This window comes from Klebsiella sp. CSG-1, assembly GCF_056521145.1.
In genome coordinates, this window is the sequence record NZ_JBWNLD010000006.1 from 134,542 (window position 1) to 146,173 (window position 11,632).

Annotated in this window: 13 protein-coding genes; 9 read left to right on the plus strand and 4 right to left on the minus strand. The window is 56.4% G+C overall.

Features of this window, described 5'->3' with window-relative positions:
* The first annotated feature begins 32 nt into the window (after positions 1–32).
* Both AC007G_RS16195 and AC007G_RS16200 read left to right on the plus strand, forming a co-directional pair.
* Positions 33–1,439: a glycoside-pentoside-hexuronide (GPH):cation symporter gene (locus tag AC007G_RS16195; protein ID WP_131064239.1), complete on the plus strand. Its 1,407-nt coding sequence runs from the start codon at positions 33–35 to the stop codon at positions 1,437–1,439.
* A complete protein-coding gene (locus tag AC007G_RS16200) occupies positions 1,439–2,389 on the plus strand; it encodes a glycoside hydrolase family 43 protein (RefSeq protein ID WP_032689467.1) in 951 nt (316 codons plus the stop codon). Before AC007G_RS16195 ends, AC007G_RS16200 begins: the two co-directional genes overlap by 1 nt.
* Before the next feature lie 30 nt (positions 2,390–2,419).
* Here AC007G_RS16200 and ampE read toward each other — a convergent pair whose 3' ends face one another.
* Together ampE and ampD are read right to left on the minus strand one after the other, a co-directional pair.
* Positions 2,420–3,274 carry a beta-lactamase regulator AmpE gene (ampE, locus tag AC007G_RS16205; protein WP_032689468.1) on the minus strand — a complete coding sequence of 285 codons (855 nt, stop codon included), beginning with the start codon at positions 3,272–3,274 and terminating at the stop codon, positions 2,420–2,422.
* Positions 3,271–3,834, minus strand: coding sequence for a 1,6-anhydro-N-acetylmuramyl-L-alanine amidase AmpD (gene ampD / locus AC007G_RS16210; RefSeq protein WP_032698151.1), 564 nt, complete (start codon positions 3,832–3,834; stop codon positions 3,271–3,273). Before ampD ends, ampE begins: the two co-directional genes overlap by 4 nt.
* Positions 3,835–4,067: 233 nt before the next feature.
* Here ampD and nadC point away from each other — a divergent pair, with 233 nt between their 5' ends.
* From nadC to hofC, 4 genes are all read left to right on the plus strand, one after another.
* A complete protein-coding gene (gene nadC / locus AC007G_RS16215; RefSeq protein WP_064357520.1) occupies positions 4,068–4,961 on the plus strand; it encodes a carboxylating nicotinate-nucleotide diphosphorylase in 894 nt (297 codons plus the stop codon).
* Positions 4,962–5,141: 180 nt separating this feature from the next.
* Entirely contained in the window at positions 5,142–5,573 is a 432-nt protein-coding gene (gene ppdD / locus AC007G_RS16220) for a prepilin peptidase-dependent pilin (RefSeq protein ID WP_032689470.1), read from the plus strand.
* A gap of 10 nt (positions 5,574–5,583) precedes the next feature.
* Positions 5,584–6,969, plus strand: a complete 1,386-nt coding sequence (gene gspE / locus AC007G_RS16225) for a type II secretion system protein GspE (RefSeq protein ID WP_032689471.1) — start codon at positions 5,584–5,586, stop codon at positions 6,967–6,969.
* Positions 6,959–8,164 (plus strand): protein transport protein HofC, encoded by a 1,206-nt coding sequence (gene hofC, locus AC007G_RS16230; RefSeq protein WP_142630734.1) that lies wholly within the window; start codon positions 6,959–6,961, stop codon positions 8,162–8,164. The genes gspE and hofC overlap by 11 nt, the downstream gene beginning before the upstream one ends.
* 31 nt (positions 8,165–8,195) lie before the next feature.
* On the opposite strand, the gene AC007G_RS16235 is transcribed toward hofC, so the two are convergent.
* Positions 8,196–9,239 carry a GMP reductase gene (locus tag AC007G_RS16235; RefSeq protein ID WP_032689473.1) on the minus strand — a complete coding sequence of 348 codons (1,044 nt, stop codon included), beginning with the start codon at positions 9,237–9,239 and terminating at the stop codon, positions 8,196–8,198.
* Positions 9,240–9,584: 345 nt separating this feature from the next.
* On the opposite strand from AC007G_RS16235, the gene coaE reads away from it, so the two are divergent.
* From coaE to yacG, 3 genes are read left to right on the plus strand one after another with little or no spacing between them, the layout of a single operon-like run.
* Positions 9,585–10,205: a dephospho-CoA kinase gene (gene coaE / locus AC007G_RS16240; protein ID WP_133959980.1), complete on the plus strand. Its 621-nt coding sequence runs from the start codon at positions 9,585–9,587 to the stop codon at positions 10,203–10,205.
* On the plus strand, positions 10,205–10,948 hold the full coding sequence (gene zapD, locus AC007G_RS16245) for a cell division protein ZapD (RefSeq protein WP_133959979.1): 744 nt from the start codon (positions 10,205–10,207) through the stop codon (positions 10,946–10,948). The genes coaE and zapD overlap by 1 nt, the downstream gene beginning before the upstream one ends.
* A gap of 9 nt (positions 10,949–10,957) precedes the next feature.
* Positions 10,958–11,155, plus strand: a complete 198-nt coding sequence (yacG, locus tag AC007G_RS16250) for a DNA gyrase inhibitor YacG (protein ID WP_032689477.1) — start codon at positions 10,958–10,960, stop codon at positions 11,153–11,155.
* A 47-nt stretch (positions 11,156–11,202) separates the two neighbouring features.
* On the opposite strand, the gene mutT is transcribed toward yacG, so the two are convergent.
* On the minus strand, positions 11,203–11,598 hold the full coding sequence (gene mutT / locus AC007G_RS16255) for an 8-oxo-dGTP diphosphatase MutT (RefSeq protein ID WP_032689478.1): 396 nt from the start codon (positions 11,596–11,598) through the stop codon (positions 11,203–11,205).
* Positions 11,599–11,632 lie beyond the last annotated feature (34 nt).

The window sequence follows — 11,632 nt, forward strand, 5'->3', positions numbered from 1 at the left end:
TTCTCTCCATACCGCAACGGGGAGATCTCCAGATGGCAGGCAATAAACTTTCAGTGAGAGAAAAGATTGGCTATGGGATGGGCGATGCCGGATGCAACATCATATTTGGCGCCATCATGCTGTTTGTTAACTACTTTTACACCGATATTTTTGGCCTCGCGCCAGCGTTAGTGGGCATTTTGTTACTCTCAGTACGCGTCATCGATGCTGTGACCGACCCGATCATGGGCGCCATGGCCGATCGTACGCGCAGTAAATATGGCCGCTTCCGTCCGTGGCTGCTGTGGATGGCCTTCCCCTACGCGCTGTTCAGCGTCCTGATGTTCACCACGCCGGAATGGACCTATCACAGCAAAGTTATCTATGCCTTCGTCACCTACTTCCTGCTCTCGCTGACCTATACCGCGATTAACATTCCCTACTGCTCGTTAGGCAGCGTGATTACTAACGATCCGCAGGAGCGCGTCGCCTGCCAGTCGTATCGTTTTGTTATGGTCGGTATTGCCACGCTGCTGCTGTCGCTGACGCTGCTGCCGATGGCCGACTGGTTCGGTGGCGCTGATAAAGCCAAAGGTTATCAGATGGCGATGACCGTACTGGCTGCAATTGGTATGTGTATGTTTTTATTCTGCTTCGCCACCGTCCGTGAACGCGTGCGCCCGGCGGTGCAGACCCATGATGAACTGAAGCAAGACTTTAAGGACGTCTGGAAAAACGATCAGTGGGTTCGCATCCTGCTGTTAACGCTGTGCAACGTCTGCCCCGGGTTTATCCGCATGGCCGCCACCATGTACTACGTGACCTGGGTCATGCAGCAAAGCACCCACTTTGCGACGCTGTTTATCAGCCTCGGCGTCGTCGGGATGATGATCGGCAGTATGCTGGCAAAAGTGCTGACCGATCGCTGGTGTAAGCTGCAGGTCTTCTTCTGGACCAATATCGCCCTGGCGATTTTCTCCTGCGCGTTCTACTTCTTTGACCCACATGCCACCATGATGATTATGGTGCTCTACTTCCTGCTCAACATCCTGCATCAGATCCCGTCGCCGCTGCACTGGTCCCTGATGGCTGACGTCGATGATTACGGCGAGTGGAAAACCGGCAAACGCATCACCGGGATCAGCTTCTCCGGTAATCTTTTCTTCCTGAAAGTCGGGCTGGCGGTAGCGGGCGCGATGGTCGGTTTCCTGCTCTCCTGGTACGGTTACGATGCCGGTGCTAAAGAGCAGAGCGCCTCGGCGGTAAACGGTATCGTGCTGCTGTTCAGCATCATTCCAGGTATTGGCTACCTGATTACCGCAGGCGTCGTGCGGATGCTGAAGGTCAACCGCGAGTTTATGTGCCAAATCCAGGCGGACCTGGAAAAACGTCGCGCTAACTATGAGGAACTCAATACCTGGCAGGATCTCAAAACCAGTGAACACATAAGGAAAGCTTGATGAGCAACTGGCCTAATCCGTTTATTGAACAACGCGCGGACCCCTATATTCTGCGCCATCAGGATCACTACTATTTTATCGCCTCGGTCCCGGAATATGACCGGCTGGAGATTCGTCGCGCGGCGACGCTGGAAGGCCTGCGCGAAGCGCCGCCGGTGGTGGTCTGGCGTAAACCGGAGAGCGGCCCGATGAGCCAGCTCATCTGGGCACCGGAACTGCATGAAATTGACGGGAAATGGTATATCTATTTTGCCGCCGCTCACACCCACGACCTGGACCAACTCGGGATGTTCCAGCACCGGATGTTTGTCCTCGAATGTGCCGACAGCGACCCGCTCAGCGGCCAGTGGGTTGAAAAAGGTCAGGTAAAAACGCCCTTCGATACCTTTGCGCTGGATGCCACCACCTTTCAGCATCAGGGCAGGCGGTGGTATCTGTGGGCGCAGAAAGCCCCACATATTGCAGGCAATTCCAACCTCTATCTGGCGGAGCTGGCAAACCCGTGGACGCTAAAAGGTGAGCCTGTCATGCTGAGCAAACCGGAGTTTGACTGGGAATGTCGTGGTTTTCGGGTCAATGAAGGCCCGGCGGTTCTGGTTCACGGGGAGCAGCTGTTTGTCAGCTATTCCGCCAGCGCGACCGATGAAAACTACTGCATGGGACTCTTGTGGATAGACCTGCTGGCCGACCCGCTGCGCCCGGAGAACTGGCATAAATCGCCGGAGCCCGTATTTCGCACCAGCGATGAGAATCATCAGTATGGCCCCGGCCACAACGGTTTTACGCAAACGCCGGAAGGGGAAGATGTGCTGGTCTACCATGCGCGGAACTATACCGGGATTGAAGGCGATCCGCTGTACGATCCGAATCGCCATACGCGGCTCAAGCGGGTTCGCTGGCAAGAAAACGGGATGCCTGACTTCGGCATCCCGCCTGCCGATACGTATTGATCCCCTCCCCCGCCCGGCGGCGGGCGGGGCTTAAATCAAGGTACCGTAAATGGTGAGTAGCGCCATGATAACGACCACCACCAGCGACGTTTTTTTGGCCATTGAGACCGCCGCTTTAGGCGTCTCGACCTTATCCACATGCGGTTCGCGCGCCAGCGAAAACTGAGCCAGTCGGGTCAGAACCTGGTACTGCGACGAGTGACGATCGCCCAAAGAAGCAAACCAGGCCGGCAACGCCCTTTCACCGTGCCCCACCAGCGCATAGACCACGCCGACCAGACGCACCGGCAGCCAGTCTACCACGTGCAGAATGGCATCAATCCCCGACTGTAGGCGATGGCGCGGCGTCTGATAACGTGCCAGCCACGTCTGCCAGGCGCGCAGCACACAGTAGCCAATCAGCGTAATGGGTCCCCATGGCCCGCCAACCACAAACCAGAACAGCGGAGCCAGGTAGTAGCGGTAGTTAATCCACAGCAGGGCATTTTGCAGTTCGCTCAGAAACTCGCGGTCGTCACAGCCTGGCGGCACGCCGTGAATCAGCGTCAGCTCGCTGGCCATTGCGTCGCAGGCATGACGATCGTTGCGTGATGCGGCTTTCAGATACGCATGATAGTGCAGCCGTACCCTGCCCGCGCCAATACACAGCAGGCCGAGCAAGATCCAGAAGACCAGCAGCGGGACGTTAAACAGCACCCCGTGCAGCACGCGCTGAATAAGATAGACCACCGCCATGGCCAGCGCCGTCATCAACAGGGTCGCAGGGAGTGAAAAGTGTTTTACCCGGCGAAACAGCACTTCCAGGCGGTGATCGAGCTGCCAGTGCTCACCCAGCTTAAACAGCCGCTCAGCGATGAGAACCAGCAGCGTAGTAAACAACGTCATGGCATCTCCTTTTCTGACGAAGCGGCCAGCAGGCCGCGAAATTTTGCCCAGTCAAAAGCCGGACCGGGATCCGTTTTTCGGACTGGCGCAATATCGCTGTGGCCAGTCATATGGTGTGCGATGGCCGGGTACAAAGCGATTAGCTGCCGCGTCACCGCCACCAGCTGCTGGTACTGCGCATCGGTATAGGCCAGCGTGTCGGTTCCTTCCAGCTCAATGCCGATAGAGAAATCATTGCAGCGTTCACGCCCGTGATAGCTGGATACCCCCGCGTGCCACGCGCGCTTATCAAAGGGAACATACTGCACAATTTCGCCATCGCGACGAATAAGACAATGCGCTGAAACGCGCAGGTGCGCGATTTCCGCAAAGAAAGGATGAGCGTTGGGATCGAGCGTTCCGGTGAATAAAGCATCAATCCACGGGCCGCCAAATTCCCCCGGCGGCAGACTAATATTATGCACCACCAGTAAGGAAGGGGCTTCATCATCCGGGCGGCAATCATGGTGCGGCGAAGGAACCCGACGCGCATCCACCAGCCATCCCCCATTCAACTGCATGCGGAATCTCCTTTCGCTAACTCATGCTCCCGGGCCGCCCGTGGCCCAAAGGATGCTGATTATCATACACAAAATCGTTCAGCCTGCAGCCCAGCGACCCACAAATCATCGCTGAAAAGCAGAGACATAGCCGATACAGCGGTGCCCCGAAGCGCGAAGTCTGTATGGTGTAGAAACGCTGTTCAGGTTAGCATGTTTCCCACTGCTGAATCTTATCTATCTGGAGCTTTATCATGTCGCCTCGTCGCTACAATCCCGACCGCCGCCGTGACGCGCTGCTGGAACGCATTAACCTGGATATCACCGATGCCGTCGCCCAATCCCTGCGGGAAGATCTGGGTGGCGAGGTCAATGCCAACAACGATATTAGCGCCCAATTATTGCCGGAAGACGCACGCTCACATGCGGTCATTATTACGCGCGAAGACGGCGTATTTTGCGGTAAGCGCTGGGTGGAAGAGGTCTTCATTCAACTGGCTGGCGACGATGTCAGCATCACCTGGCACGTCGAAGATGGCGCTCTCATCAAAGCGGACCAGCCGCTGTTTGAGCTGGAGGGGCCTTCCCGGCTGCTGCTGACCGGTGAACGTACTGCGCTGAATTTCGTGCAGACCCTGTCCGGGGTCTCCAGCGAAGTACATCGTTACGTGGAGCTGCTGGCAGGAACCAAAACCCAGCTGCTCGACACGCGTAAAACGCTGCCAGGCCTGCGCACCGCACTGAAATATGCCGTACTGTGCGGCGGCGGCGCCAACCACCGTCTGGGTTTATTCGACGCCTTCCTGATTAAAGAAAACCACATTATTGCCTCAGGCTCAGTGCGTCAGGCGGTGGAAAAAGCTTTCTGGCTACACCCGGACGTTCCGGTGGAAGTGGAAGTGGAATCGCTTGATGAACTGGACGAAGCGCTTAAAGCCGGCGCGGATATCATTATGCTCGATAATTTCACTACCGACCTGATGCGTGAAGCGGTGAAGCGGACCAACGGCAAGGCGGCGCTGGAAGTGTCCGGCAACGTCACGTTTAAAACCATCCGCGAATTTGCCGAAACCGGCGTTGATTACATCTCCGTGGGCGCCCTGACCAAGCACGTACACGCCCTGGACCTCTCCATGCGTTTTCGCTGATCGCCCGCCCCGGGGCCGACAATGCGCCGGGGCGTTCTTTTGCGAGACAGCAAGCATCTTTGACTCTCCTGCGTGCAAGAACACCAGAAAATCTGGAAGGTTGTTTCCCACCTCTTCATTTGCCATTCGCCGCTGCCCCTCAAGCGCGTCACAGTGCTTCCTTAACCACAAGGAGCATATATGGACAGACAACGCGGATTTACCCTGATCGAGCTGATGGTGGTCATCGGCATTATCGCCATTCTGAGCGCTATCGGTATTCCGGCTTATCAGAACTACCTGCGCAAAGCGGCCCTGACCGACATGCTGCAAACCTTTGTCCCGTACCGCACGGCCATTGAACTATGCGCGCTCGAACACGGCGGGCTGACAAGCTGTGACGCCGGCGCCAACGGCATCCCTTCTCCAGCGACCACGCGCTACGTCGCCACCATGAGCGTCGCGAGAGGTATTGTCACGCTGAACGGACAAGAAAGCCTGAACGGACTGAGCGTCACCCTGACGCCGTCCTGGGACAACGCAAGCGGTATCACCGGCTGGCAGCGCATCTGCAACATAGCCAGCAACAGTGCACTCCAGCAGGCCTGTGAAGATGTGTTCCGCATAAACTGAGGCCGCCACGATGAAAACCGATCGCTTAATCTCCCTTTGCCAGCGCCATCAGGCGCTGCTGTTGAACAGCGATGAGCAAACCATCGCTATCGCGGTTGTCGATGCTCCTACGCCTGAACTGATGGAGGCGCTGCGTTTCGCTACGCAGAAACGAATCGATATCGAATGCTGGAGCCAGGAGCAGATGCATAAGCGTCAGCAGGCGGCAGCCCACGACTCGCCCCCTGCCCACAGCGATACCGCGACCGATGTTATCGGGCAGGTCCAGCAGATCCTTGAGCAAGCGCTACGCCAGCGGGCTTCCGACATTCATTTTGAACCCGAAGAAAATCACCTGCGCATTCGCCTGCGTGTGGATGGCGTGCTCCATGCACTTTCACCCCTTCCTCCTGAACGCGCAGCCCCGGTTGCCGCGCGGCTCAAAGTGCTCGGCAACCTGGACATCGCCGAGCATCGCCTGCCACAGGATGGCCAGTTTACCCTGTCCCTTGCCGGTCGACCGGTCTCTTTCCGTATTGCCACGCTTCCCTGTCGCCACGGGGAGAAAATCGTGCTGCGTTTACTGCATCAGGTCGAGCAGGCACTCGAGCTGGGGGCGCTGGGACTTTCGTCAGACCAGCTTAATGCGTTTCGCTCGGCCCTCGACCAGCCGCAGGGACTGCTGCTGGTTACCGGCCCAACCGGTAGCGGTAAAACCGTTACCCTTTATAGCGCGCTGCAAACCAGAAACCACGATGCGGTCAATATTTGTAGCGTGGAAGATCCGCTGGAGATGCCGATAGCCGGAATGAACCAGACACAAATCAACCCCCGCGCCGGGCTGACCTTTCAAAGCGTTCTGCGCGCGCTGTTACGCCAGGATCCTGACATTGTGATGGTCGGGGAAATTCGCGATGCGGAGACCGCAGAGATTGCGATTAAAGCGGCGCAAACCGGGCATCTGGTCCTCTCGACGCTGCACACCAACTCCACCAGTGAAACCCTCACCCGCCTACAGCAAATGGGCGTTGCCGGCTGGATGCTCTCTTCTGCACTGTCTCTGGTTATCGCTCAACGCCTGGTGCGTAAACTGTGCGTCCACTGCCGCCGTGAAACCGGGAAGACGATGGATATACCGCGCCGCCTGTGGCCCCGACCTCTCCCGCGCTGGCAGGCCGTAGGCTGTCAGCATTGCTATCACGGCTACTATGGTCGCCAGGCACTATTTGAGCTATTGCCGGTGAATGCCCCGCTACGTCAAGCGATTGCCCGTGGCCTGAGCGCTCTGGAAATCGAATCTCTGGCACGCGAAGCGGGAATGATGACGTTGTTTGAAAGCGGCTGTCTGGCGGTCGAGCAAGGGCTGACCAACCTTGAAGAAATCATCCGCGTACTGGGGATCCCTCATGACCGCTAACCGTCTCTGGCGCTGGCAAGGCGTGGATATGCAGGGCCAATTTTGTCAGGGGACACAGTGGAACCCTGGCCGACTGGAAGTATTCCAGGCGCTTCAGCATGAACGCATTATTCCACTGGCCATTCGCCGCTGTGCGATCAAAAACACGCTCTGGCATCCGCGCTATGGCAGTCAGGTTGTTCGCCAACTGGCGGTGCTCCTTCAGGCCGGGCTTTCTTTAGCTGAAGGACTCGAGCTGCTGGCGCAGCAGCAACCGAGCGCGCAATGGCAGGCGCTGTTGCGCACACTGGCTCAGGATCTGGCGCAAGGGGTCTCGCTTTCTGTCGCGCTGGAAAAGTGGCCTCAGGCTTTTGCACCGCTTAGTCTGGCGATGATTCGTACCGGCGAACTCACCGGTAAACTGGATTTTTGTTGTCTTCAGCTGGCGCGTCAGCAGCAGGAACAGCAGCAGCTGGCGGACAAAGTGAAAAAAGCGGTGCGCTACCCGGCCGTTATTCTGGGCCTGGCCCTGATGGTGGTGGTGGCGATGCTGTGCTTCGTCCTGCCAGAGTTTGCGGCGATTTACCAAACCTTCAACACACCGCTACCGCTGCTGACGCGCCTGGTTATTCACGCCAGCGAGAGCCTTAGCTATGGCTGGCCAATGCTGATCCTGCCGATTGTGCTACCCGTAGTCCTTAACCTGATAGCCCGTCGCCGCCCGCACTGGCTGCTACAGCGACAAAAAATGCTTCACGCGCTTCCAGTGGTGGGAAAACTAAAACGCGGACAGCGGCTTAGCCAGATCTTTACCGTGCTCGCACTCACCCAGAGTGCAGGTATTAGCTTTCTGCAAGGTCTGGAAAGCGTCGAGGATACGCTGAACTGCCCGCTATGGCGCCAGCGGATCCAGCAGGCGCATCTGCACATTAGCCACGGAGTCCCCATCTGGCAGGCTCTTGAACGAAGCGGCGGTTTTACCACGCTATGCCTGCAGTTGATCCGTACCGGTGAAGCATCCGGATCGCTGGATACGATGCTGGAAAATCTCGCCCGTCATCATAGCGAGCAGACGCATTATCAGGCTGAAAACCTGGCAACGTTACTGGAGCCGGCCCTGCTGTTGATAACCGGAACAATTGTCGGTGTGCTGGTGGTGGCGATGTATTTACCCATCTTTCATCTGGGTGACGCCATTAGCGGAATGGGTGGATAAGTGCTGGCGCGAAACGCGCCAGCATCTGACATTACAGGCTGTTGAACACGCGGTTCTCTTGTTCCTGCACGCGAATGAAGGTCGTGCGCTTGGTCAGCTCTTTCAGGCGAGAGGCACCCACATAGGTGCAGGCAGAACGCAGGCCACCGAGGATATCACGAGCCGTGTTCTCTACCGGTCCACGCAGCGGCAACTTAACGGTTTTGCCTTCCGCGGCGCGATACTGCGCAACGCCGCCAACGTGGCGCGTCATGGCGGATTCGGAGCTCATGCCGTAGAACAGCATGAATTTCTCGCCGTTTTCTTCAACGACGGTACCACCGCTCTCTTCATGGCCGGCCAGCATTCCCCCCAGCATGACAAAATCTGCACCGCCGCCGAAGGCTTTCGCCACGTCACCAGGCATCGTGCAACCGCCGTCGCTGACGATCTGGCCACCCAGGCCATGCGCCGCGTCAGCACACTCGATAACGGCAGACAGCTGCGGATAACCGACGCCGGTCTTCACGCGAGTGGTACATACGGAACCCGGGCCGATGCCCACTTTCACAATATCAGCACCGGACAGAATCAGCTCTTCGCACATTTCGCCCGTAACAACGTTACCCGCAATAATGGTTTTCTGCGGCCAGGCGGCACGCGCTTTAGCGACGAACTGAACAAAATGTTCAGAATAACCATTCGCCACATCGATGCAGACGAAGCTAAGCTGCGGATTCTGAGAAAGGATCTGCTGGGTTTTTTCGAAATCGACATCCGAGGTCCCGGTGGACACCATGACGTATTTCAGCACCTCTGCGGACACCGACTGGACAAACTCCTGCCATTGTTCAACGGTATAGTGCTTGTGAACTGCGGTCAGAATACCGAAAGAGGCCAGCGCTTTCGCCATGCCAAACGTCCCGACGGTATCCATGTTAGCGGCAATGATCGGCACGCCAGACCAGGACAGGCCAGAATGTTTAAAAGTGAATTCACGTTCCAGCTGAACATCAGAACGGCTTTTGAGGGTAGAGCGTTTTGGGCGGATAAGAACGTCTTTAAAACCAAGCTTCAGATCTTCTTCGATACGCATGTACGAATTCCTGGGGTTAATTGCATTATTGTGAGAGCACAACTCCAGTGACGTTATCATACGCACGAATCATGGCTGCGCAAGACTGCGATTTTCACTTTTTTTACGCTACAATCGTATAAATTTACCTGGTGAACAGTGAATGGCGCGCTCGCAATAATTGACGCCCGGCGTATCATTTTTAACCACTTGATTTATATATACAAAACAATCCAGTATATACTGTGATGGCCTTTTATTGGCCTGTAGCCACCTTGATGGATAGCGTTCACCGGGTCGTGGTGCTTATCAAAACGGGCGCCTCTGAAGAGTAATGTGTATATGGTCAGTTCAGGATCGGAGCGTATGAGGTATACGGTAGCGTTAACAGGCGGCATTGGCAGTGGCAAAAGTACCGTGGCCGATGCATTTTCCCGGCTTGGGATTAACGTTATTGACGCTGACATTATCGCCCGCCAGGTTGTAGAACCCGGAACCACCGCGCTTCAGGCCATCGCCACTCACTTTGGTTCACAGATGCTCAATGATGACGGCACGTTGAACCGCCGCGCTCTGCGTGAAAAAATCTTTGCTCACCCTGAGGATAAAACCTGGCTTAACGGGCTATTACATCCGCTCATTCAGCAGGAAACTCGCCGGCAGATGCTGGCCGCGAGCTCCCCTTATCTTCTCTGGGTCGTCCCCTTACTGGTAGAAAACCGGCTGGCCGCGAATGCCGATCGCGTGCTGGTCGTTGATGTTCCAAAAGAGATGCAGATCGCGCGTACGATGCTTCGCGATCGGGTCAGTCGTGAACATGCAGAACATATTCTTGCCGCCCAGGCGACGCGCGAACAGCGCCTTGCCGTTGCGGATGATGTCATTGAAAACATGGGCCCTCCGGATGCCGTCGCATCGGATGTTGCCCGCCTGCATGAAAAGTATCTAATGCTGGCATCGCAGGCCGCCTCACAGGAAAAATCGTAATGCACACCCCCGTTCTGTTTGAACATCCACTCAACGAGAAAATGCGCACCTGGCTGCGTATTGAATTTTTGACTCAGCAATTGTCCGTTCATCCGACAATCTCCAGCTACGCCGATGCACTCCATTTTTTCCGCAACGCGGGCGATCTTTTAGATGTACTGGAACGTGGAGAGGTCAGGACGGACCTGCTAAAAGAGCTGGAGCGCCAGCAGCGGAAATTACAGTCATGGGTAGACATTCCCGGCGTCGATGGCGAACGTATTGACGCCTTGCGTCAGCAGTTGAAGCAGTGCGGCGCCACGCTGATGTCCGCGCCGCGCATCGGACAGTTCCTGCGTGAAGACCGTTTGATTGCGCTGGTACGCCAGCGTCTGAGCATTCCCGGCGGCTGCTGCAGCTTTGATTTGCCCACGCTGCATATCTGGCTGCACATGCCGCAGGCATACCGTGACGAACAGGTCGGAGTCTGGATAGCCAGCCTTGCTCCGCTGACGCAATCTCTGGTGCTTATCCTCGATCTGATTCGTAATGCCGCCCCATTCCGTAAGCAGACCAGTCTCAACGGCTTTTATCAGGACAATGGCGAAGATGCCGACCTGCTACGTCTGCGGCTGGATATTGCCAGCCAGCTCTATCCTCAAATCTCCGGCCATAAGAGCCGTTTCGCTATCCGCTTCCTGCCGCTGGATAGCGAGCTCGGGGTCGTACCTGAGCGTTTTGATTTTGAACTGGCCTGTTGTTAAGGAGAAATAATGTCAGAAGAGACGATCGTCAATTGCCCCACCTGCGGTAAATCCGTGGTCTGGAACGCACAGAGCCTGTACCGGCCCTTTTGCTCTAAACGCTGCCAGCTGATTGATCTGGGTGAATGGGCTGCAGAAGAAAAACGCATTCCCAGCGCGAGCGATCTGTCCGATAGCGATGGCTGGAGCGAGGAACAGCAACCGTGACCGATTTCCGGACAAGGCAACATCACGCCTTGTCCGGGAACGCTGATTCAGGAAGCCGCCTGCACTAATTTGGTAATAATGGGTTCATTCGCCGGCGGAAACGCCTCAGGGACTAATGCCCGTTGCGCAATCCACTGCCCGGGCTGCCCCTCTTTCCCCCACGGCTCGCCGGACCACTCTTCCACCAGCCAGAACCACAGGGTAATGTGGCGGTCAGGGAACTGATACTCCAGCTTATCAAACAGGCGGGATGAGCTTACCGTAATCCCCACCTCTTCCTGCAGTTCACGCACCAGCGCCTGTTCCGCAGATTCTCCGGCTTCAATTTTACCGCCGGGAAACTCGAGTTTATTGGCCATATGGGCATCGGCGGCTCGCTGGGTGATAAAGATCTCCCCTTGTGGATTGCGGATAATACCCACGGAAATTTGCAGTTGTTTCATCGTGATCATTCCATAAAAAAGGCGCAGATATCTG